The organism is Spiroplasma endosymbiont of Lariophagus distinguendus, from assembly GCF_023846195.1.
Lineage (GTDB): Bacteria > Bacillota_I > Bacilli_A > Mycoplasmatales > VBWQ01 > Spiroplasma_E.
In genome coordinates, this window is sequence record NZ_JALMUW010000009.1 from 1 (window position 1) to 22915 (window position 22915).

At 24.6% G+C, this 22915-nt stretch carries 28 protein-coding genes and 2 pseudogenes; 7 read left to right on the plus strand and 23 right to left on the minus strand.

Annotated features, from left to right (window positions below; all coding sequences use genetic code 4):
• The coding region (locus M0D11_RS01565; protein ID WP_252319383.1) for a hypothetical protein at positions 1–412 on the plus strand (412 nt) is incomplete at its 5' end.
• Positions 413–484: 72 nt separating this feature from the next.
• Here M0D11_RS01565 and M0D11_RS01570 read toward each other — a convergent pair.
• The 4 genes from M0D11_RS01570 to M0D11_RS01585 all read right to left on the minus strand — a co-directional run bounded on the left by M0D11_RS01570 (position 485) and on the right by M0D11_RS01585 (position 5104).
• Positions 485–949: a hypothetical protein gene (locus tag M0D11_RS01570; protein WP_252319384.1), complete on the minus strand. Its 465-nt coding sequence runs from the start codon at positions 947–949 to the stop codon at positions 485–487.
• A gap of 170 nt (positions 950–1119) precedes the next feature.
• The gene (locus M0D11_RS01575; protein ID WP_252319385.1) at positions 1120–2007 is read right to left on the minus strand and encodes a hypothetical protein; all 888 of its coding nucleotides are present in this window, start codon (positions 2005–2007) and stop codon (positions 1120–1122) included.
• 222 nt (positions 2008–2229) lie between these two features.
• A complete protein-coding gene (locus M0D11_RS01580) occupies positions 2230–3087 on the minus strand; it encodes a hypothetical protein (RefSeq protein WP_252319386.1) in 858 nt (285 codons plus the stop codon).
• A 256-nt stretch (positions 3088–3343) separates the two neighbouring features.
• Positions 3344–5104 (minus strand): APC family permease, encoded by a 1761-nt coding sequence (locus M0D11_RS01585; protein ID WP_252319387.1) that lies wholly within the window; start codon positions 5102–5104, stop codon positions 3344–3346.
• 342 nt (positions 5105–5446) lie between these two features.
• Between M0D11_RS01585 and M0D11_RS01590 the strand changes: the two genes are divergently transcribed.
• The gene (locus M0D11_RS01590) at positions 5447–6940 is read left to right on the plus strand and encodes a YfcC family protein (RefSeq protein ID WP_252319388.1); all 1494 of its coding nucleotides are present in this window, start codon (positions 5447–5449) and stop codon (positions 6938–6940) included.
• 177 nt (positions 6941–7117) lie between these two features.
• Here M0D11_RS01590 and M0D11_RS01595 read toward each other — a convergent pair whose 3' ends face one another.
• Complete coding sequence (locus M0D11_RS01595) at positions 7118–7501, minus strand: hypothetical protein (protein ID WP_252319390.1); 384 nt, start codon at positions 7499–7501, stop codon at positions 7118–7120.
• A 250-nt stretch (positions 7502–7751) separates the two neighbouring features.
• Between M0D11_RS01595 and M0D11_RS01600 the strand changes: the two genes are divergently transcribed.
• Entirely contained in the window at positions 7752–8576 is an 825-nt protein-coding gene (locus M0D11_RS01600) for a hypothetical protein (protein WP_252319312.1), read from the plus strand.
• Between the two features lie 667 nt (positions 8577–9243).
• Positions 9244–10176: a hypothetical protein gene (locus M0D11_RS01605; RefSeq protein WP_252319392.1), complete on the plus strand. Its 933-nt coding sequence runs from the start codon at positions 9244–9246 to the stop codon at positions 10174–10176.
• Positions 10177–10220: 44 nt separating this feature from the next.
• Here M0D11_RS01605 and M0D11_RS07525 read toward each other — a convergent pair.
• The 6 genes and pseudogenes from M0D11_RS07525 to M0D11_RS06685 form a co-directional block, all read right to left on the minus strand.
• A pseudogene (locus M0D11_RS07525) lies at positions 10221–10522 on the minus strand (transposase); the annotation flags it as partial.
• A gap of 243 nt (positions 10523–10765) precedes the next feature.
• On the minus strand, positions 10766–10927 hold the full coding sequence (locus M0D11_RS01610) for a hypothetical protein (RefSeq protein WP_252319394.1): 162 nt from the start codon (positions 10925–10927) through the stop codon (positions 10766–10768).
• 87 nt (positions 10928–11014) lie between these two features.
• Positions 11015–11242 (minus strand): hypothetical protein, encoded by a 228-nt coding sequence (locus M0D11_RS01615; RefSeq protein WP_252319396.1) that lies wholly within the window; start codon positions 11240–11242, stop codon positions 11015–11017.
• Positions 11243–11408: 166 nt separating this feature from the next.
• Positions 11409–12358, minus strand: a pseudogene (locus M0D11_RS07530) (IS256 family transposase); the annotation flags it as partial.
• A gap of 89 nt (positions 12359–12447) precedes the next feature.
• Entirely contained in the window at positions 12448–12996 is a 549-nt protein-coding gene (locus M0D11_RS01630) for a hypothetical protein (protein ID WP_252319409.1), read from the minus strand.
• An 80-nt stretch (positions 12997–13076) separates the two neighbouring features.
• Complete coding sequence (locus tag M0D11_RS06685; RefSeq protein ID WP_256468349.1) at positions 13077–13199, minus strand: hypothetical protein; 123 nt, start codon at positions 13197–13199, stop codon at positions 13077–13079.
• 356 nt (positions 13200–13555) lie between these two features.
• On the opposite strand from M0D11_RS06685, the gene M0D11_RS01635 reads away from it, so the two are divergent.
• The 3 genes from M0D11_RS01635 to M0D11_RS01645 all read left to right on the plus strand — a co-directional run bounded on the left by M0D11_RS01635 (position 13556) and on the right by M0D11_RS01645 (position 15044).
• The gene (locus M0D11_RS01635; RefSeq protein ID WP_252319411.1) at positions 13556–13753 is read left to right on the plus strand and encodes a hypothetical protein; all 198 of its coding nucleotides are present in this window, start codon (positions 13556–13558) and stop codon (positions 13751–13753) included.
• A gap of 140 nt (positions 13754–13893) precedes the next feature.
• On the plus strand, positions 13894–14514 hold the full coding sequence (locus tag M0D11_RS01640; RefSeq protein WP_252318950.1) for an IS1595 family transposase: 621 nt from the start codon (positions 13894–13896) through the stop codon (positions 14512–14514).
• Positions 14515–14903: 389 nt separating this feature from the next.
• Entirely contained in the window at positions 14904–15044 is a 141-nt protein-coding gene (locus M0D11_RS01645) for a hypothetical protein (RefSeq protein WP_252319413.1), read from the plus strand.
• On the opposite strand, the gene rnhB is transcribed toward M0D11_RS01645, so the two are convergent.
• The 12 genes from rnhB to M0D11_RS01705 all read right to left on the minus strand — a co-directional run bounded on the left by rnhB (position 15037) and on the right by M0D11_RS01705 (position 22331).
• Entirely contained in the window at positions 15037–15654 is a 618-nt protein-coding gene (gene rnhB / locus M0D11_RS01650; protein WP_252319415.1) for a ribonuclease HII, read from the minus strand. The genes M0D11_RS01645 and rnhB overlap by 8 nt on opposite strands.
• On the minus strand, positions 15644–16546 hold the full coding sequence (gene ylqF / locus M0D11_RS01655) for a ribosome biogenesis GTPase YlqF (protein WP_252319417.1): 903 nt from the start codon (positions 16544–16546) through the stop codon (positions 15644–15646). Before ylqF ends, rnhB begins: the two co-directional genes overlap by 11 nt.
• Before the next feature lie 85 nt (positions 16547–16631).
• The gene (gene rplS, locus M0D11_RS01660) at positions 16632–16997 is read right to left on the minus strand and encodes a 50S ribosomal protein L19 (protein ID WP_252319419.1); all 366 of its coding nucleotides are present in this window, start codon (positions 16995–16997) and stop codon (positions 16632–16634) included.
• 3 nt (positions 16998–17000) lie between these two features.
• Positions 17001–17762 (minus strand): tRNA (guanosine(37)-N1)-methyltransferase TrmD, encoded by a 762-nt coding sequence (gene trmD / locus M0D11_RS01665; protein WP_252319421.1) that lies wholly within the window; start codon positions 17760–17762, stop codon positions 17001–17003.
• On the minus strand, positions 17755–18270 hold the full coding sequence (gene rimM, locus M0D11_RS01670) for a ribosome maturation factor RimM (protein ID WP_252319423.1): 516 nt from the start codon (positions 18268–18270) through the stop codon (positions 17755–17757). The genes trmD and rimM overlap by 8 nt, the downstream gene beginning before the upstream one ends.
• A gap of 1 nt (position 18271) precedes the next feature.
• Positions 18272–18511 carry a KH domain-containing protein gene (locus M0D11_RS01675; protein WP_174481612.1) on the minus strand — a complete coding sequence of 80 codons (240 nt, stop codon included), beginning with the start codon at positions 18509–18511 and terminating at the stop codon, positions 18272–18274.
• 31 nt (positions 18512–18542) lie between these two features.
• Entirely contained in the window at positions 18543–18917 is a 375-nt protein-coding gene (gene rpsP, locus M0D11_RS07140; protein WP_308699597.1) for a 30S ribosomal protein S16, read from the minus strand.
• A 244-nt stretch (positions 18918–19161) separates the two neighbouring features.
• A complete protein-coding gene (locus M0D11_RS01685; protein ID WP_252319425.1) occupies positions 19162–19500 on the minus strand; it encodes a transposase in 339 nt (112 codons plus the stop codon).
• A gap of 23 nt (positions 19501–19523) precedes the next feature.
• Positions 19524–19739, minus strand: coding sequence for an IS3 family transposase (locus tag M0D11_RS01690; protein ID WP_252319432.1), 216 nt, complete (start codon positions 19737–19739; stop codon positions 19524–19526).
• A 792-nt stretch (positions 19740–20531) separates the two neighbouring features.
• Complete coding sequence (locus M0D11_RS01695; protein ID WP_252319434.1) at positions 20532–20735, minus strand: hypothetical protein; 204 nt, start codon at positions 20733–20735, stop codon at positions 20532–20534.
• A 56-nt stretch (positions 20736–20791) separates the two neighbouring features.
• Positions 20792–20953: a hypothetical protein gene (locus M0D11_RS01700; protein ID WP_252319436.1), complete on the minus strand. Its 162-nt coding sequence runs from the start codon at positions 20951–20953 to the stop codon at positions 20792–20794.
• 505 nt (positions 20954–21458) lie between these two features.
• On the minus strand, positions 21459–22331 hold the full coding sequence (locus M0D11_RS01705) for a hypothetical protein (protein WP_252319438.1): 873 nt from the start codon (positions 22329–22331) through the stop codon (positions 21459–21461).
• Positions 22332–22915 lie beyond the last annotated feature (584 nt).

Consider the following 22915-nt stretch of genomic DNA (forward strand, 5'->3'; position numbering starts at 1 on the left):
TAAATGCTTAGTTAATGAAATGAATTTTAAAGAAATTTATAATAAACAAACATTCAATGATGAAAATCAATTTGAAGTAACATATCGTTTTGCTGCTCACGATTGAATAATTATAAAAATTAGTTATGATATTTTTTTGAATATGGAACAAATATATAATGATGAAAATCAAAGTAATTTTCAAAAATTATTTTATAACATTATTATCGATTTTACTAAAAAAGATGAGACTGGGTTTGCTGGTGGTATTTTAGAATCAGATTATACTACAGCAATTTCAATAATAATTGAACATTTTGAAGAAATTAATCAATTTTTTAAAACTTTATCACAAGGCCAAGGTATAAAAATTATTACAAATAGAATTGGATCATGAGATAAAAATGATAATATGGGAATATTTAATCAGTAAAACCTAATTATAATTAAGTAATATTTAGTTTTTATTTTGATATTTTTTTCTAAAATTATTTTGAAAAAAATATTAATTTAAAATTCGTGGTTTAGATTGAAAAGTATTACTAATACCATTATTACTACTATTACTATCAACAGTATTATTTATAATTGGCTTAATACGCATATCAAATATAGTAATAGCAACATTTTTAATACTAATAAAAAATTGCTTTAAAAAATCTAATTGTTCAAATGTAAAATTTAGTTCTTGATTAGTAATCAAATCATTAATTTTTTTAATATCATAATTATTTTCATAATATACAGCAAAATTATCACATTGATTTTGTTTGATCAACATAAAAAAAGAATCAATAGTATTATTATCCAACTCTTCAATTGGTAATGCTTTTAAAATTTTAGGTTCAGTATCATTATAAGTTGTTGTTACTTTATATAAAATTTTTAAATCATTATCAATTTTATATTTTTCTAATTTATAATTTTTTAATTGATTGTTATCATTAACATAATATGATTTGTTTGCCATTTGATTACCACCTTTAAATAAAATAAATCCTTTTTCAATTTAAATAAATGAAAAGAGATTTAAAAAATCAAGTATTAGTTCTTATTTAATTTTACAACTAAATTATTTAGAAATAAAGTAAATCTATAATAAAATATATTATTTTATTATAGATTTAAATTTAATTTATATTAATTAGAAAATTTATTATTTGCCTGGAGTTCCAACAGCCATTTTTTTTCAAGAATAACACTATCAAAATGTAACTGTAAAAATGCGAGTTCACCATCATTAAAAGTTTTTATTTCTTCTGTGCCGGTAGGTGAACTAAAAAAATGAGTTGTAAAAGATGTATTTAATACTTTAAGTAAAGACTCAAACTTTGTTTTGTTTAATTCATCAGTAAACTCTAATTTAAAACCAGAAGTTGGCTGATCGGCCTTGAATCCTTGATCAGCAGTTAGTTTTAAATCAGTTAAAGGTTCTTTTATAATATTACTTGTTATTACCTTTGAAACATTTAAATTTGCTGCCTTTATATTAATATTATAAGATTTAACAAGCTTAGCAGCAGTTTTGCTACTCATAATATCAATTTGACAAATACCATCCGCTACTTTAAAGTCAGTTGTGTCAGCAACTGATATTTCACCTGGAGCAGCAGTTTTAATTGTTACAATTAAATTGGTAATAGCATCAACATCGGATTCTGAATAATCATTATCTTGATTACCAGATGTAAATCCCAATTCCCTTAAAAAGGTTGCAGCATCAGCATCTTTTGCTTTCCATTTACCATCAGTAGAACCTTCAACTAATAACTTTTCTTTAAACAAATTATCTTTAATAAGATTAGTAGAGTCAGCAGTGATAATACAAGTTCCAAGATTATCAAAATTTATTACTTCATCAATTATACTTGTATTTTCATCACTATATCATCCTAATAATTCTGCATATTTCCCATTTAATTGCGGATTATTAGGAATATTTGAACCATTATTACCGCACGCAACAACTGAAGGAGTTGCTCCTACTGTTAATGCAAGGGCACCCATTAATCTTAATATATTTTTCATATTCAGATATACCTCCAATAATATTCTTTAAACTTATTATAATAACTATAAATCAATAACTTAGTTACTTTTTTTAATATAACATCGTATAATAAGTTCTCCAATATTTATTATATACTATATGTTTATAATGTTTAAAAATATGAAAAATAAACATTTTTTAAAAATAAATTACTCCTTTTAAATTAAAAGGAGTAATAATATTATTTTTATTTTATAAAATTATGCAACTGTTAATGTAGTTTTTACAGTAGTAGGATCAAAATTAACATCACCTGTTTTATAACTTATTTCTAATTTTTTACCTTCTGCTCATGTTCCTTCAGCATCAGTCGATTCCATTTGCGCAGAAATTTTTAAGCCAGTTAACGTATTTAAAGCCATAAATTGTTTTCCATTATCTGTTTTATCAACAATACTTATTGCTGCTCCTTGTTTAGCACCTGGTGGAATATTTCCATCTTTTACAAATAAAATATTTGAATTTGTAACAACATCAGTATCTACTATTTCAATTTTACCAGCTATTGCAGCAAGACCAGCAGCAATAACACCTTTTGTTTTATCAGCTTTTAACTTAATGCCATAAACATCACCAAGTGCCTCTTCACCTTTTTTAAATTGGAAGTTAAAAGTACCACCAGTAATAGCATAATCTTTACTATCATCCATTTTAGCTAATTCTGGTTTAATATTAGTAACTTCAGCAGTTATTGCGTCTAATACAGCTTTATCAAAAACTCCATCAGCAAAAGTAGTTCCCTCTTTTGGTTTAACTTTTAATACATTAGCAATAAAATCAAAACATGATTGATTTGCCGCTTTATCTCCCTCTCCTAATAATTTACTAGCTTTAATTGCTGATGCTTCAGCAACAGCTCAACTAACATTATCCTTGACAGTTGTATCAAGTGAAGCTGTTTGTACACCTTCTCCTTTTTCATCTGTTAACCCTAATTGTTTTGATACTTCTACGTTCATGGCTACACCAGCTTTATCACCACAAGCAACAACTGAAGTAGTAGCTGCTGTTGTTAATGTTAATGCACCCATTAATCTTAATATATTTTTCATATTCATATATAGTACCTCCAATAATATGACTTTTGAACTACAAATACAATAACCACAATTTAGAATTACTTCTAAACATAATATTGAAATGAATCCAATTAACATTATACATCATATTTTACTTTCTACCATCAATATACTTTATAATAATATAAAAAAATATTCATTATTAACACCTTTAATATTACTATAAAAATTTATCAAAAATAATAAATACTAAAAATGTATTAGTTATAATAACCAATACATTTTTAAACTTTTTTTATTCTTCGTCTTCACGCCATTCGCCTTCTGACATCAATAATTCTTTACGTACATTTTTAGCAATTGTATAATTAGGGTTTTTATCATCACCATTAATTAAAACATTACGTACTAAATAATTTTCAATTTCATTTTGTAGATTTTTTGCAACAAAAGGTCAATCATCTTTCACTCTAAATTCGCTATCCAATTCTTCTTGTAATTTAGGATTTGTAAGCATTCTTTTTCTTTGCATTGGCTTATAATAAGCAAAGTATCAAATTAGAGCAAACGCAATGCTAGCAATTAAATAAATTAATTGTAAAACATTAGAAGTTATATCAGATATTCCTTTTGTAGTATCAGTTCCACCTTTACCAATAAGACTTGCACCCGAAATTAAACCATTGATTAAAGATCTTAATCATTCTTCAAATTGTCAAACTAAGAAAAGTGTTGCTGCAAGTCAAATAATAATTTCAAAAATATTTTTTTTCAATTTCTTTTCTATAGACAGTTTAATTGCAATGGAAAGTACAAAAACATAAATAATAACCATAATAATACCGGCTTCAGCAGTTAATGTTCCATAATTAACAATCGAACTTAAAACTAATTGTCCATCCTTATAAACAGGATGCAACGTATCAACTATTACTCCAATAATATCAGGTAAAATTAATCATACAAAAGCTGAAGAAAAAGTAATAACTAAATTTAATCTAGAAGCTTTAAATGGAATGTTATCTTTTGATAATTCTTTATATTTAGGTGAAATATACCCCTCAACAGATAATGGTTCTAAAATAGCACCACTATATAAAGCATTTTGCATTCCAGCATTAGACTTTAATGAAATAGTACAAATTAACATTACAAGGATACCAATTATTCCTAATCATTGTGCATGAGCTTTATCACCTAAAATTTTAAAAATACTTAAGTTGGGATTATCTGAAAAATTACCAGCAACAGCACCAATCATAAGGATTGTTACTGCCATATAAAAAATAGTAGATAAAATCATAACAATAACTAATGAACGACTAATATTTTTTTCAGGATTTCTAACATTTTTACCAATTGTTGAATAGGTTTCAAATCCTAAAAAGAAAAAGAAACACATGGCAAAAGCTTGTGAAAAGTTATTAGCAGTTAATTGTTGATGAGAAGTAGTCATATCTCAATTTGAAGTTCCTGCCATCACAAATAATATAATAGTTGCTATGATTAATAAAAAAGTTGTTCCTCATTTTAAATAACTAGAAATATTCACAAATTTTTTAAATGCAGCCATTCCTAAAAATAATACACAAGAAGCTAAACCATAAATTAGAATTCCAATCAAATCTAATCCTAAATGTTGTCATACTCCTCAATTAGCATATAAAAAAGAAGATGGATCAGTAAAGTTAATTCTAATCATTGATACAATTTGTGAACTAACTATAACAGGTAAAGTAGCATACTGTAAAAAAGAAATTAATCAACCTCAGAAGCGACCATAACTACTTCTAACATAAATATAAGCAGCACCATTATTACCCGGATGTACTCTTGAAAGTCTTGAGAAAGCTCAAGCACAAGTTCCTGCAATTAATCCTTCTACTAAAAAAATTCAAATCATATGAGAACCTAAATTTAAACTATCTTTATTAATTAAAATTGCAAAGTTAGCAGTAAAAGTAATTCCAACAGTATAATTAAAACCAAACCAGACTAATTCTGATAAAGTTAATTTATGATTTGTCCTTTCTTTTTTCTTAAAAAGTTTTAACATAATATTCTCCTTTCAATTATAATAATTATATACCTTTAAAGTGATTTCATTAATTAATGAAATAGTCAATAAAATCAAAAAAATAAAAAAATATATGTAATTTATAATAACTAATTTTATTTTAAAATACTACTAATATTTAATTAAATTTTCAAATAATACTAATAAAAAAATAACATTTTTTTAAAAACTATTATTATAATAATGTTACTTAAATAAAAATACTACTTTTTTAATAAGTTATTTTAAAAAATAAGCTTAAACATCTTTTATTCTACATGATAAATAGTGTATTATATAATAATACTTTTAAAAAAATAAAGAAGGAGGTATTAATCATATATGGGAATTACCAAAAAGAAAAAATTTCGTTTATTTCCATTTAAAATGCCAACAGCAATTACAGTCTTATTCTTTATTATTGCTCTAATTATTATTATTTCTTGGATTCCAGGAACAACAGGTAAATGATTAGAAGATGAATCAAAGCCTGTAAGCACTGATAACCCCTGACAAGACGGTGGGCCATTAGGTATCATGGACTTATTTTTGGCTCCAATTAAAGGTTTCATTGGTAGCAGTGATATTATTGTTTTTGTTTTAGTAATTGGTGGATATATTGGCATAGTCATGAAATCAGGTGCACTAGATGCAGGAATTGGTCGTTTAGTTAAACGTCTAAACGGAAAAGAAATTTGAATTATTCCTTCAATTATGACTATCCTATCGATTGGTGGAACAGTTGAAGGAATGTGTGAAGAAACTATTCCTTACTATTTAATTATTATTCCAGCAATGTTAGCTGCTGGTTTTGATGTTGTTACAGCTGTATTAATGATTTTATTGGGTGCTGGTGTTGGTGTTATGTTTTCAACACTTAATCCCTTTGCTATTGCCACAGCTTCACAAGCTAGTGGTTTAAATCCGGGTGATGGAATCATCTGACGTTTAATTTGTTGATTTTTAGCAACTATCGGTACTATTGCTTTTGTTATGTGATATGCAATCCGTGTTAAACGTAATCCTGAAAAATCAGTTGTTTTTCACTTACATAGTGAGCATCATGAAGAATTTATTAATAAAGAAGAAATACCTGAATTTACTAAACGTCGTAAAATTATTTTAGCACTATTTGGATTAACATTTTTAATTATGGTGCTTTGTATTATTCCATGAGGTAAAATTACAGGAACAACTATTTTTGATGATTTTCACAATACATTAATTAAATATTTTCCATATTTCACAAGTCAAATTAATGCATTTGGTGACTGAAATATTGAAATGTTAGCTTTCTTATTTTTCTTTGTTTCAATTATCATTGCAGCAATTGATTGAAAAGGCGAAGAACAATATGTTCGTAATTTTATTAGTGGTTCTTCAGAATTATTAGGTGTTGCTTTAATAATTGCTGTTGCTGGTGGAATTGGCTGATCATTACAACATTCAGGAATGCAACATGTTGTTGTTGGTCAATTGCAAAGTATTGATAAATTGCCAAGATTTGCTATTGTTATTATTGGTTTTTTTGCTTTTCTTTTGATTGCCTTTGTTATTCCTTCAACATCAGGATTTGCAAAAGCTGTTTTCCCTATTGTTTCAAAAATAGTAATTCCTTTAGGATTAGGTTCAGGAATGATTACTACTTTTGTTATGGCTAGTGGTTGAATTAATTTATTTGCACCAAGTGCAGGTGTAATGATGGCAGGACTTGCCATTGCTAAAGTTCCCCTAACAAGTTTTTATCGAGCAATCTGACCATATACTATTGGTATTACTGTCTTTGCCTTAATAATGTTAAGTATTGGAACTTTATTACCTCAATCAATATTTTAGTAAAATTTAAAGCACTATGTTAATTAAAACTTTTCTCTAATTAGAGAAAAGTTTTTTAATTTTTATTTCATTTTTATAAAATTAAACATCGTTTGGGAAAACATTCACTTTCACGATTTGTTTGCGTTTGTTCATTATTTAGTAGACTTAATTGATCATCTGCTAATTCTGAAATTTCTACAACTTCATCTTCTGGTAAAAAAAAATTTGTTCTAATATTTTATTAATATTATTTCAATCATTTACAAAATTTTCACCCATTTTACTGTCTCTAATTATTTTTCTAGTAGCAGGATCATATTCTGTTGATTGATAAGAATTTAAAAACATTTCTTCAACAAAAGCAGAAACTTTATAAATAATTAATAATTTTTGGTTAATATTATCATCACTTTTTTCTTTCTGTAATTGCTGTTTATACTTACTTAATTCATCTCATAATGATTTAATATTTTCCTTTTTTGCTTCTATTTTTCTAAAAATTTCTATAATTTCTTTATAATCAACTTTTATTTCAGATATGTCAATATCGAGTGAAAATTTCCCAAAAATATTTATCAAAAAAGTAAATTATTTTGGAAAGTTAAACTGTCAAATAAAAACAAATTTCAAATAACTTCTAAAAAATTTAGTTCCAAATTTTTATTTGAGGACTTTTTCTATTTTTTTTAAAAAAAGATTGTATAATTTATAAAATTTGTTATAAATTATGAAAAATTAAATATAAGTTTTTAACCCATTTACTTTATTTTAAAGTAAATGGGTTTTTTTATAAAATTGAAATAAAATAAGAAGAGGTATGAAAAAATATATGAATACAGAAAAAATATTAGAATTAGTTAATTCAGAAGAAATAAATGATTGAATGAATCTTTTCAAACAAAAAATTGAAAAAGAAGAAATAAAAAATTCAGAATATATGGAATTATATAATAAAAATTATAATTTAAATTATAATTTTGAATTTCTTGAAGAAGAAAAAATATTAAATATATTAGAAGAATTAGATAAAAAAATTAGAAAAAAAGTAAATTCAAAAAATCAAATTGCAAAAAAATATCAAAAAGCAACCGAAAAAAGAAATGAAAAGTTAATGGAAAAATATGAAAATATAATGAAAGAAAAAAAGAAAAAAATTAAAGCATTAAATTTGATTAAAGAAGAACATTTAGAAAAAGTTAAAGATTTAGAATTAAAAAGATGTGAATTACTAAAAAATAATGATAAAAATGAAATTTTTTTATCAAAAGAAGATAGAGAAATACGAAATCTAGAAAATAAAATATGAAAGAAAGTATTAGATGATTATTTTCAAGATAAAAATCATAGAATTCTTAAATTAAATCAATATGAAAATTGATTTGGTGAATTTAAAATTAAATCACTAAAAATACAAATAGAAGACACTATTTTTGAAAAACGTTTAAAAACATTGTCAGACATAGTTAAAACATTATATCATGATGTTTCTAGAGACAAATTATTTTTAGAAAGAGAAAACATAAAAACTGATGGTTTTGAAGAAATAAGTCTAAACTCTTTTGATGATGAAGGTATTGGAGAATCAATAAATTCGATAGATTTACAAAATCAACCTTCAATAAGTGGATATAAACCAAGTTCATCGCAAATGTAAAAACGAGAGATTGCTGTTGCAATCTATTATATCTTTAAAATCAATTTTAGGTCACCAAATTTGCTCATAAACAAACGGTTTAAAATTTTATAGGGTTTAGTATTAAAAAAATAAAAATCTCTAATTAGAGATTTTTTAAATTAAATATTTGGTAGTATAAAATAATAACTTCACTTTTGGGAAATTTTTACTCGATAACTAAAGGGAAATTTTTATCCGATAATGACACTTTTATTTCAGATAGTAAAAATTTTAAATTCATATTTTTCCCCTTTCAAAATAAAAAACCTACTTGCTTAAAACTTAAACAATAGGTCAAAAACTTATATTTTTTTATTTATAGAAATATTATACTTTATTATTTTTATTTTTTTCAGATATTACTTTATAACAATAAATACTAATATAATTTTAATTTTTAATTAAAATCTTAAATATTTTTAATATATTTTGATTATATTAAAAATTAAAATTATAAGTGTTTTTTATTTAATTTTACTATTAATAATTTATAAATACACTCTTAAAGATGTAAAAAAACCATAAAATTTTTTTTATGTATTATAATAGTGTTAGTGAGTTATTTAAAATAATATGTTTTACATAAGATTATTGAAGATAATTTCTCACATCTATTCTAGATTTAACTGAGGAGGTTAAGAGAAAAATGAGGAATATGAGAACATTATTAAAGTTATTAGGTGCTAGTGTCATAACAACAGTACCAGTAACTACTGTTATAGCTTGTGGTAACAACAAAGAAGATCAGGTAAAAATATTACTAGATCAAGTATCAATAAATTTAGGTTTAACAAATGATGAAGGAAACGGTTTAAAAACTATTAGACTTGATTGAGAAAAAGATACATCCTTTTTCTTAATTGATAATTCCGATATTTTGGTTACTAAATTATTAGAAAAAGAGGCAACTACTGGTCAAGCCAAAGCTAAAGATAAAGACAGTTTCTATTTTTTAAAATCTGTTTTACAACAGAAATTAACATCAGGAACAACACCTGAAGATGGTACTTTTGATGCAGCGGAAGTTGCTAAAATTAAAAATAAAATATCTAATATAAAAGTTTCTACTAGTAAATTTGTAGAACCAAATGATGATGAAAAACTTGTAGTTGGTGATGGGACATATAATTTACAATTCTTTAAAGAAGATGGTAAAACAAATTTAGGGGATAAATATACAGTAAAAGTAATGACTGGAACTGATGCTTTATTTAATATTTTTGCAAGTGATAGTCCTGCTAAGTTAAGTTATAATGAATTTGTTTATGAAGGAAGTTCTATTGAGTATTTCCAAGCGGGTTATAAATTAGAAGAAACTGTTAATAAATGATTAAAAGATAAAACAGAAGTACCATTAATAAGCAAAAGCAGAACTGAAAAAGCTATTAAATTTAATAACTTTGAACAATTAGTTGGTTGAAAAGCAAAATTTAATGTTATAAGTTTTGAAAGAAGGGGAGCATTCCCTCGTCCAAATAATTTAACAGACGGAGATGAACTAACACTTTCTATTGCTTTAGTAAAAAACCAAGAAACTATTTCTTTAAAGTCAACAATAATAATAAGAATAAACAATTAATAGAGGCTTTTTAATAATCTGTGTTTCTTTCTTTTACAAAGTTACTAGTTCAGATTAATTCTTTCTTCAAATTTTATCATAAAATGAGCAATTGCTGTATTTCAATTTTGAATGGGCATTGTTCATTTTTTTATTATATTTTCAATTGCTAAGTAAAATATTTTGAAAACTGCCATATCATTAGGAAAAACTTTTTTATTTCTGATGACTTTTCGTAATTGACTATTAACAGATTCAATAGCATTTTGTTGTATAAATCACTTTTGATTTCTGCTGGATAACTAATAAAAACCATTAAATTATCTCAATTTTTATATCAAGATTTAGCAATTTGAGGATATTGTTTAGGCTTTTCTCCCTTTATGTACTATTTTTAAATTTTATCACATAAATGCTGAGAAAAGCCTATCTACGGACTTCTCCCCACATTTTTAAATCAAACATAGCATTACAATTTCAAAACTAGGTATCTTATTGAATTTATATGCAGCTTCTTTTGCATATAAATGAACATGATGTTTTGCAACTTTGATATGTGTTTAAATGTTCTTCTTTATATGTTTTCAAACTGATTCAATTTGGTTGGTATTTACACCAGTTTTTGAAACATAATATCTTGATGATTGACTGTTTCATGTTTAGTGAAAACCGATTTAAAAATCGTAATATCCTTTTCAAAATCAGTATGTACATGACACTTTTGAAGAAATGTGGTTTCTTGCAAACTGCAAAGATTTTTACTTTTTTGCATTTTTCAATACTTTCACAATTAATTTATTGTTGTTTTTTCATAAATACCAACAATCAAGGTTTTATTCACCAAGGATCTTCTTGTTTTTTAAAACCCATATGTGAAAGATACATTTATCATTTGCATATGCCTCAACAATAAATTCTTGTTTGGCAATCAAGTTCTGATTTTATGACCCATTCTTCAAGCAGTTTTCAAAGTTACCCCAATTCTTTTGCAACATCAGTTGATGGAATTCCATGTTTGGTGTTTATTCATAAAGATGAGATAAAACCAGATTTCAAAGGTATTGTGACTTGTAAAAAATGGTGCCATGAAGAATACTAAATGTTTGATGACATTTCAAACATCTTTATTCTTCTTAAATCAGAAGTATTCAAATTTGTTCAATAACACCTGATACATTTATTTTCCTTCAAACTTACTATATATTTCAAACAATCTTGTTCTGTTTGAAAAGTATTGTTGAACTCATTCAATTTCATTGTTTCCTCCACAAGTACATGTGGGGAGAAGTCCGTTGTTTATTTCATTTATTTTCAAATGATTCTAAAGCTTGCATTGCTTGTTCTTCACTACACGCAGTATAAATTGGTTTTAAATCTGCAACTAGTGATTTTCTATGCTTATATGAGACATATTTTAAACTATTTCTGATTTGATGAACAATGCATAATTGATGTTCTGTTTTAGGATAAACTGATTGTATTGTTGACATTCCTGTTAAATTATCACTACAAGCAATAAGAATATCATTTAAGCCTCGATTTTTCATTTCTGTAAAATTAGCAAGTCAAAATTTAGCGCCTTCATTACTAATTCATAAACCTAAATCTTTGCCTTCTAAATCAATCCTAAGCTATATAAACTGATTTATTAATAATCCTTTATCTTGTCGTACTTTAACTACTATACAATCAAAATAAACAATCGGATAAACACTATCTAATGGTCGATTTTCCATGCTTTTACATCATCAATAACATCATCAGTAATTTGACTAATAACACTTTCACTAATATCGCACCCATGATATAACTCTTGTAGTGATTCTAATATCTGATAAAGTCATTCTTTGCATATAATGAAAGAACTTGTTGATCAAAACCATCAAATCCTTTCTTTGTCTTTTTAACTTTATGAGTAAAATCATATTGCGATCCCTGGGTACATCAATTTCAATTTTACCTTGTTGAGTTATTAATTTTTTGAAGTTGTACCATACGAATATTATCCACTATTACTACGTTGATTTTCATGTCCTAAATAATTTTGATTTCAGAATTCAACATCTTTTCTACTAATCTTTTGTTAATTCTTTATATAATCCTCCCTCTTAAAAACTGTTGTTAAATCTTCAGTATTTTCTAATAATAAATCTACTGCTTTTGATATTGGATCATTATTATTAAAGTTATCTTTTTTAGCCATCTGTAACTCACTCTTTCTAGTCATTTAATTATATTTACTAGAACTAATTAAACATAGTTATTTTTGTAAGTCACACAGATTACTAAACATTACCTTTGTTTTAATTGAAATTGTTCATGCACTACTGCTTCAAATTCTAAAACAACACCTACTTTAAACTTAAGAAAAGCATCATTAACATATTTTTTATTATTAAAAATTAAAACTGCCAATTGTTCAAAAGCATAATTTAAAATTTTATCAGAATTTGGCTCTAAAGAAAGATAACAAAATATTTGTTCATTCCTTAAATATTGCAATATCTCAAAACTATTATTTAATTTATCTAATTGTTTTCATAAACATGGTGTTAAAATAATTTTAGCAATACCATTAGCACTATACTTAATACCATCTCTTTCGTAAGAAAAACCATTATTAAAAATAATGGTGTTCATTCCCAATTCTTTATAATTAATAGTATATTCGGTTATTAACTCTGCAAAAATATTCTCATTACCTACTCAATCAGCGCTAAATTCTAGATTTTTATTAACAGTAATAATAAGAGCATTTGTTATTTTTTTACTTCATTGTAAAAATAGTTCTCATTGTTCAAGAATAACAAAAACTATTTCATCAATCAAAGTATATGGCATTGAAGATTCTTCTGCTAAAGCTGAAATTTTAGAAACAATATTACTACTTAAAAAATTAGATAATAATCTTACCTTATCACTTATTTGTAAATTTTAATAATACGTTTACATGTACTTTTTTTCAAAACTAATTTAGCAGTACCGCGACGTTGATTTGAAAAATATACAAATGCTAGTAAATTATAACCGAATCTCTTTGTCATTATAATTCCCCTGACTATCTTAAATTATAAATTAAAAACTATTTTACTTTAAATTAATATAGTTTAATTATAACAGAACTAGAAAATTTAATAAACATATAAGTTTATTTCAAAAAAATTAAATTAAAAATCTCAATAAGATTTGTCCATAATTATTAAGAAAAGCAATAATAAAAAATAAATAGTAAAAATAAATAGTATTATTTCATATTTTTAGATATAATTATTCTAATTTAATAAATGTATATACTTAATATAGCTATTTTTCTATATTAGGATTTTTATTAAATTAAATATCCAAATAAAAAAGGAAAAATAAAATATTAAAAAAAATATATAAAGAAATATTTTCAACTATGTTAGTAATTGATAATAAAGATAATAAATTTTGTTTTAAAATAAATATAATTAAAACTTCTAATAAAATTAGACAAAAATACAATATTAAAAAAGAAATACGGACTTCTCCCCACATGTACTTGTGGAGGAAACAATGAAATTGAATGAGTTCAACAATACTTTTCAAACAGAACAAGATTGTTTGAAATATATAGTAAGTTTGAAGGAAAATAAATGTATCAGGTGTTATTGAACAAATTTGAATACTTCTGATTTAAGAAGAATAAGATGTTTGAAATGTCATCAAACATTTAGTATTCTTCATGGCACCATTTTTTACAAGTCACAAATACCTTTGAAATCTTGGTTTTATCTCATCTTTAGATGAATAAACACCAAACATGGAATTCCATCAACTGATGTTGCAAAAGAATTGGGGGTAACTTTGAAAACTGCTTGAAGAATGGGTCATAAAATCAGAACTTGTATTGCCAAACAAGAATCACAATTTATTGTTGAGGGCATAGTGCAAATGGATGAAATGTATCTTTCACATATGGGTTTTAAAAAACAAGGAAGATCCTTGGTGAATAAAACCTTGATTGTTGGTATTTATGAAAAAACAACCAATAAATTAATTGTGAAAGTATTGAAAAATGCAAAAAGTAAAAATCTTTTGCAGTTTGCAAGAAACCACATTTCTTCAAAGTGTCATGTACATACTGATTTTTGAAAAGGATATTGCGATTTTAAATCGGTTTTCACTAAGCATGAAACAGTCAATCATCAAGATAGCTATGTTTCAAAAACTGGTGTAAATACCAACCAAATTGAATCAGTTTGAAAACATATAAGAAGAACATTTAAAACACATATCAAAGTTGCAAAACATCATGTTCATTTATATGCAAAAGAAGCTGCATATAAATTCAATAAGATACCTAGTTTTGAAATTGTAATGCTATGTTTGATTTAAAAATGTGGGGAGAAGTCCGTAGATAGGCTTTTCTCAGCATTTATGTGATAAAATTTAAAAATAGTACATAAAGGGAGAAAAGCCAAGAAATAATCAATGACTTATTATTACCATATAAAAATGTTACTAGTTATTCTACTGAATTATTTCCACTACACTATTTATTAGAAAATATTAGCAAAGGCATTATTAACAATAATGCCTTTCAAAAAATATTAAATAAAAATATAATAAATAAAATAGAAAAAATCTATAAAAAATATCAAGATTTTGACCATGATTTTCAAAAAAGATTCTTTTATTTAGAAGTTGCCTATAATATTACAACACCTACAAGCCAATTAGAAAAGAATTTACAAAAACATGGACTTCAATCATTTAAAAATATTTTGATAAATCAAGGAACTAAACCAATTAAAGAAATTTTTAATATTCAAAATAATAAAATATTAGCAACAGATATAAATAAATTAGATAATAACTTATTACCAGTAAATAATAGTAATAATAAAAGTTTCTCTATTATATAATTCCGCTATATTTTTTAACGGGCGCACAACTAATACGATGAATATCACAAATACCATAATTTTGTAATGCTATCTGATGATTTTTTGTATAATACCCTTTATGATTTTTAAACCCATAATTAGGATATTGAGTATCATAATCAATCATAATTTTATCTCTTACTACTTTAGCAATAATCGAAGCGCTAGCAATATTAAGTGATTTTTGATCACCTTTAACTATTGCTTCAACTTTTCCTAGAAAATTAGGAAATTGCGGTTTTTCAAAATCAACTAAACACACATCAGGTACTATTTTTAATTTATTAAATGCTTCTATCATTGCTAAAATACTAGTCTGCTTAGGATTATGAATATTAACAAATTGATGACTTTTAATACTAACAGCAACTGTTAGTGCATTATCAATTATAATTTGATACATTGCTATTCGTTGTTTTGCTGATAATTGTTTTGAATCTTTAATTAAAGGATGATTAAAGTTTGGTTTAAGAATAACGCTTGCAACAACAATTGGTCCTGCAATAGCTCCCCTTCCCACTTCATCAAAACCAGCAATTAATGTTCCTGATGAATAATTATCAATTTCGTATCGTAAACTACTTTTCATGTTTTAAAATCTTAGGTGGTATTTCAAATGAAATTAATCCTAGTTTCCCTACTTGTAAATCATTAATAAATAAATTCATGGCACGATGAGTATTATCTTCATCATTAGCCAATTTTAAATGATATTTTTGTGCTAATTTCTTAAAATAAAGAAATAATGTTTCATCATTAATATTTTTAATTTCAAAATTAATATTATAATATTTTACTAATCTTTCATAATAATTCTCAAGTAAAAATGTTAAAGCAAAATTAGCCATTTCTTCTAAAAATAAATGTTTAACAGGAATTGCTTTAATTAAAGCTAAAATCATTACTACTTTTTGATCATTCATTTTTGGTGGTAAAATACCAGGACTATCTAACAAATCAATCGTTGGATTTAATTTAATTCATTGTTGACCTCTAGTAACACCAGGTATATTAGCAGTTTGTGTTACTTTACGTTGTAATAAATTATTGATAAATGTTGATTTACCCGTATTTGGTAATCCCATAATTAATACCTTAATTTTTGGATTAACAATACCTTTTGCCAATTCTTTTTCCATTTGTGGTTCCATTAATTTAGTAATTAAATTTAACAACTGCGGTTTCATTTTTGTAGTTAATGATTTTGCCAATAAAACAGAAAAACCTTGACTTTCAAAAAAAGTAACTCATTCTTTAGTAAAATTATCATCTGCTAAATCAACTTTGTTAAGAACAATAATTCTTATTTTTTTCTCTAATAAACGATCTAATAAAGTACTTTTTGTTGCTAATGGTGCTCGTGCATCTAAAACTTCAATTGCAACATCAATAATTGGTAACTTAGTTTCAATTGCTTTAATGGCTTTCATCATATGACCAGGGAATCAATGAATTTGATTATGGGTACTTTCATTAGGCATTTTTTTAACTCCTTTAATACATTTTATTATTATTTTATATCAATTTAGAAAACCACCATTGATTTTAATAACGGTGGTTTAATTATTATTTAACGGGTTTTACTGTTTTAATTTCTTTAATTCTAGCAGCTTTACCGCTTAATTTACGTAAGTAGAAAATACGTGCTCTTCTTACTTTACCCTTACGAATAACGTTAATTTTATCAATTAATGGTGAATGTAAAGCAAATGTTTTTTCGACACCTTTACCACCAACAGTTTTACGAACAATAACATTTTGCGTAATTCCTGAACCTTTGCGAGCAATAACTACTCCTTCAAACATTTGAATACGTTCTTTTTTTTCTTCTTTAATTTTAGAAAAAACTTGGATTGTATCTCCAGATTTAAAATTAGGAAGATTATGATTTAGTTGACTTTCGCTAACTAATTTAATAATTGCATTTTGCATGTTTTATTTCTCCTTTCGTTTATTTTTTTTAACTGAAGATTTATATTCTTCAATTATTATTTTATCTTTTGCAGATAATTGATATTTTTTAAATAAATCAATTCTTTTTTTATAAGTATTAATTAATGCTTGTTGATGACGATATTCTGCTATCTTTTCATGGTGACCACCAATTAAAACTTCTGGAACTTTCATACCTAGTACTTCTTCTGGTCTTGTATATGTTGGATAATCCAATAATGAGTTATTAAAAGAATCATTAAGATGAGATTGATGTTGAATAACATTAGGAATTAACCTAGTAATACAATCAATAATAACCATTGCTGGTAATTCACCACCAGTTAATACATAATCACCAATTGAAATCTCTTCATCAATATAAGACATAATGCGTTCATCAATACCTTCGTAATGACCACAAACTAAAATATAATTAATATTTTTTTGACTATATTTATAAGCTAATTGTTGATTTCATTGTTGACCTTGTGGACTAAGTAAAATTGTTTTAGCCTCAGGATATTTAAGTTTTACGCTATTAATAGCATTAATTACTGGCATTGCTTGTAAAACCATACCATTGCCACCACCATAAGGAGCATCATCAACTTGTTGGTGTTTATTATTAGCAAAACTTCTAATATCAATAATATCAATGCTAATTTGTTTTTTAGTAATAGCTCGTTTGATGATTGATGTTTGCATAAAATCATTAAAAGCATTGGGAAATAAAGTTATAATTGTGAATTGGTTTTTAGTCATTATTAATTAATCCTTCAATAATATTAAAATAAACTTTTTGTTCTTCTTTATTAATTTTATTAATAAATACTTTATTATTAGGAATAAAAAAGGTTTTTTTATTAGTCATTTTTATTTCTCATAAACCTTGATGATTATTATCTAAGAAAGCAATAACTTTTCCTAAAAAAGCATTATTATTAGCATCAAATGCTTCATAATTTAGAATATCTTCATAAAATCAAGGTAAGTTGTCATTAATTATTTCTTCAGTATTAATAACTAAATTTTTATTTTTCATACCTTCTACTAACTCAATAGTATTATAATTTTCAAATGTTAATAATAAAAACTGCTTATGATTTCTTACTCTTGAAATAATTAAAGGTGTTAGTTGTTTAGTTTCTTCTAAATAAACTGTTGTTTTTTCTTTTCATGAAAATTTATTACCATAATAATTACATAAAACCTTAACTTCACCAATAAGACCATGAGTATTAACAATAGTACCTAACTCTAAATATTTCATCTTAAAACTCATTAATTACTAATTTAATAGTATTGTTTTCTAAATATGCTTTGCTTTCAATAATTGTTGATAATGCACGAATAGTATTTCCTTTTTTACCAATCAATACTGATATTAATGATTTTGGTACCATTAATATTAAATCATAGTGATTTTTTTCTACTAATTCGCGAATCTCAACTTCACAAATTTTATCAAGTAAAATTGGTTCAATTAAACGTTCTAACAATGTTACATACATATTAATTAATCACTTGTAGCATATTTTAATATTAAGTAGCGGGTGCTTCTTCTTTTTTAATAGAATCAGTAGTAGCAGTTTTTTTATTTTTTACAGTAACTTTTTTTGTTATTTTTTTAGGTTTGCTACTTTTTCTCTCTTGTCTTAAATTATGAAATTTAGTCATAATTCCTTCTGCTGATAATAAACTACGAACAGTTTCTGTTGGTTGAGCACCATTTGATAAAAATTTTAATGCTTTTACTTCATCAATAGTTACTTGTTTTTCTTTGCTTGTTGGATTATAAGTACCTAATTTATCAATATATCTACCATTAAGTTTTGTTCTTGCATCAATCGCAACAATTCTGTAACTAGGTTGCACTGATTTACTTTTTCCTGTTGGTATTAAGCGTAATTTAACCATAAATTACCTCCTTCTATTAATTTGTGGCAAATAAACCTTTTTAATAATATCTTATTCACATAATGATGTCAAGTTAAAATACTTAACAGATAAAAAGATTTTAAAATAATAATTTCTTTATTTTTACTAAGTTACATATTTTTTCTAAATAAATAAGTTTGGCTTTTCTCCCTTTATGTACTATTTTTAAATTTTATCACATAAATGCTGAGAAAAGCCTATCTACGGACTTCTCCCCACATTTTTAAATCAAACATAGCATTACAATTTCAAAACTAGGTATCTTATTGAATTTATATGCAGCTTCTTTTGCATATAAATGAACATGATGTTTTGCAACTTTGATATGTGTTTTAAATGTTCTTCTTATATGTTTTCAAACTGATTCAATTTGGTTGGTATTTACACCAGTTTTTGAAACATAGCTATCTTGATGATTGACTGTTTCATGCTTAGTGAAAACCGATTTAAAATCGCAATATCCTTTTCAAAAATCAGTATGTACATGACACTTTGAAGAAATGTGGTTTCTTGCAAACTGCAAAAGATTTTTACTTTTGAACTTGTCAAGAAAAGTGGACAATAAAAGTAACCTTTTATTAAATTTTATAAAATAGTATTTGTAAGTGTTAAATTTATAGGTATGAAGTAATTATTTGTTAATTTGGAATGAGCTAATCGATATTCGATTGGACTCATTCCTTTTAATTTGATTTGAGGTCGATGGTTATTATAAAAGTAAATATATTTAGGTAAGTTGTCTTGTATTCATTCAATAGTTCTATTTTTTCTTGGAATTTGATATAAAAATTCTGTTTTCATTGTTCCAAATCAAGATTCAGTAGCACCATTATCACAAAATTACCTCTTCTAGACATTGAAATTTTATTTTTAATTCATCACATAAGTTTTATGTGAAGGATTTGTAGTGAAATCCTTGATCTGATTAAAATTCATGAATTAGGTTTTTGAGCATTAACTCAAGCTGAATAATATTTTGGACAACAAATGTCATATCTAAAGCGGAAGCTTATTTTATAATCTAATATTTCATTATTATGAAAATCTTTAACAATTGATAAATAATATGAACACCGGTAGTTGGCAAGTAGTTGCTCATCATTTCCCTAATTTTGATTTAAATCGGTGGTTGAAAAATCACGTTTTAATAAAATTATCATATCTTAAACACCTGATTTAGTTCTATAATCAAATTTCTTATGCGAACTTTGGCTTTTAAACCATATTTCTCATATATCTATACAGCGAAATTTTAATTTTTAAATTATAAATTTTATTAATTCACATAAAAAGTTATCATTTTATAACCATAAATTTCTTGAAATTCATAAAAAATATTTTTAATTATATTAGCCAAAATATATCTCTCTCATTTATTAAATTCATTCATTCCATTCTTAATTGCCCATAATATCCTGATTTTTGAAACATTTAGCAATCAACATAAATAACTAATCTGATATTTTTTCTTCAAGGAGAAAATCACAAAAAATATTTCTTCTTTTTGTCGATTTTTCTAAATACTTTTATATCATTCATTGCCTAATATATTCAATTAATTCTTGTTTTTGTCATGTCATTAAAAGTTGGAATTTAGATCGACCTGTTCTTTTGGTTTTTAGCACGAATTCCATTGCCATATTCACAACCTTTTTCACCTAATAATTTATATGCTTTAATTCATTCTTTTATTGATGATCGACCAATACATACTCCTAATGCGGTTTTATCAATTGTTTTAATTTTACTTATTTTTATTATTTTTAACTTTTCTTCTTTTGATAATCATTTAGCCATAAAAAAATGAACACCTTCCTTAAAGTATTTTTAACACAAAGGTTACAATTCTGTGTCTACTTTATTCTAGATGTTCACTTTTGCATTTTTCAAGCTACTTTCACAATTAATTTATTGGTTGTTTTTTCATAAATACCAACAATCAAGGTTTTATTCACCAAGGATCTTCCTTGTTTTTTAAAACCCATATGTGAAAGATACATTTCATCCATTTGCACTATGCCTCAACAATAACTAATAATATACTGCTACGTTGGCTGGATTATGATATTGATGCTAAACGGATTTCAAAGTTACCCCAATTCTTTTGCAACATCAGTTGATGGAATTCCATGTTTGGTGTTTATTCATCTAAAGATGAGATAAAACCAAGATTTCAAGTGACTGACTTGTAAAAAATGGTGCCATGAAAGAATACTAAATGTTTTGATGACATTTCAAACATCTTATTCTTCTTAAATCAAGAAGTATTCAAATTTGTTCAATAACACCTGATACATTTATTTTCCTTCAAACTTACTATATATTTCAAACAATCTTGTTCTGTTTGAAAAGTATTGTTGAACTCATTCAATTTCATTGTTTCCTCCACAAGTACATGTGGGGAGAAGTCCGATAAGTTTTTCTATTAAAAACACTTACTGATGTAAGTATTTAAATAATTTATTTATTAATATTTAATTATTAAAATTAACAATTATTTTAATAACTATATTTATCTATTTACATTTTTGGCAAAATTGGTTTACTAAAAATACTGGTTGATTGAGAACTTACATCATCATCATTAATAAATGGATTTAATTTTTCTGGATAAGAAGATTCTTCACTATCGCTACTTGCATTTGAATCAAAACCACTATCTTGTGAACAAAATGAACTTCTTTTTTTACTTAGTACTTCAATTGCTTCCTCTGCAATTTCACATTCAGGTTCATTATTAGCTTTTTCACTGAGCATTTTTTTAAATTCTTCTTCTAAAATGTCAACTTCTGCAAGAACACTAGTTATTTCAAACATATTTTTCTTTAGTTTTTCAATCAAAATAGTAGTTTTTTCTTGTTTTAGTTTTTCATTTTCTAATTCTTTCCCTTTTATCAATTCTTCATTATTAATTTTATAATTTTCTAATTCTTCTTGTTGAACTGTTATTTTTTTATTTCAATCTCAAAAACCAAAAGTAATAATTTTTAAAAAATTATTTTTTCATTTAGTAATTTTTTTATTATTTAAACTTGCAATAATAATACTATATTTATTATTGACTACTAAATAATTATCAATAGTCTGTTGATTTTGATCTAAAATTTTGGCAATTTGTTCTATTTCATATTTATAATTTTCCTGATATTTTTTCTTAGTTTTTATTATTTCTTCTTTTAAAAAAATAAAAAAATTGTTATATTTTTGTTCTTCTTCTATAGTTATATTAAATAATGAAAAAATATTGTCTAATTTTTCAATTAATTCATTATATATTTCTATATTTTCTCTTATTTCATGATAATAATATTGTTGCATCAAATCTATACTATTAATATTATTTGTATTTAAAGTTTTTATAAACTTATTTATATTAACTAAATCATTTATCATTCTTCTTTACCTCTTATTTTTTTTATTAATAAACCCATTTACTTAAAAAAAGCAATGGGTTAAAAACTTATATTAAACTTAATAATTATATTGTACATATTATTTTTTGTTTTACAAAATTTATTTATTTTTCATAAAATTAGTTTTTTTACTCTTATTAAAGTCAAAATACTATAATTTTAATAATCTATTTTATAATTAATTTATAGTAAAAAATGCTTTTAATTAATAATTATCGCTAATACTAAAGTTTTTTATTACAATTAATAATAATTTCCAAAAAGAAGAAGTTTCAAATATTATGTGTTAGAATAAGAATACAAGATTCACACTATCACATCTTGTCCCATAAGTGTTTAACTAAGTTTTTGATTATAAAATTAATATTTAAAAAATTAGAAAAAATATAAAAGTTTATAAAAAACTTGCATAACAAATTATACTTATTTAAAAATTATTAGACTCCCTTGTATAAAGAATTTGAGATAAAATATGAGCATTACTTCAATTTTAAAGTATATGTTGATGTTATATAAATATAATAATAGTAACCTACTTTAAAATCATTAAATAATTTTAAAAAT